The 632-nt window shown below is 59.2% G+C and carries 1 pseudogene; it reads left to right on the forward strand.

The window, feature by feature from the left end:
- Positions 1-143: 143 nt before the first annotated feature.
- Positions 144-602, forward strand: a pseudogene (locus AWB65_RS35225) (IS21 family transposase); the annotation flags it as partial.
- Between the last annotated feature and the right edge of the window lie 30 nt (positions 603-632).

Genomic DNA, 632 nt, shown 5'->3' on the forward strand with positions numbered 1-632 from the left:
CCCCGGCGGTCGGTCAAACTCCTCCGGGTATGGTCACTTCAAACTCCCCCACCTGACGAACGTCGGCTGAGCAACTGAGCTGCCGGGAAAGGTGTTGCAGGGCGTCTATCTTCGTCTCCTTCGAATAAGAAGGAGTTCAGGGAGTGAACGTCTTGAAGCCACACCTGCAAAGTACCGTATTCACATTACTCGAGCGAAACAAGAGCCAGCGCCAGATCCAGCGGCTCACGGGCATCGACCGCAAGACGATCCGTCGCTATCAGGCGATCTTCGAGTCGGAGAAGTCCGCTTCAGCGAACTCCCCCACGGTGACCACCGGCTCTGAAACGGCCGTCACGCAAACTCCCCCACCGCCGCGACCACCGGCTACCGACGATTCCAGCAAGACCACAACGTTCAATTTCGCCCGCTCGGCAAGCGAACCGCATCGCGATTGGATCGAGCAGCAGGTCCGCCTGAGGCGCAACGCGCAGGCGATCTATCAGGATCTGGTCGACCAGTTCGGTTTTTCCGCCAGCTACGAGAGCGTCAAGCGTTTCGTGCGTGCCTTGCGCTACATCGATCCCGAGCAGTTCGACCGTCTCGAGTTCGCCCCCGGCGAGTAATCACAAGCTTGTGATTACTCGCCTAAT

The organism is Caballeronia humi (assembly GCF_001544475.1).
Classification (GTDB): domain Bacteria; phylum Pseudomonadota; class Gammaproteobacteria; order Burkholderiales; family Burkholderiaceae; genus Caballeronia; species Caballeronia humi.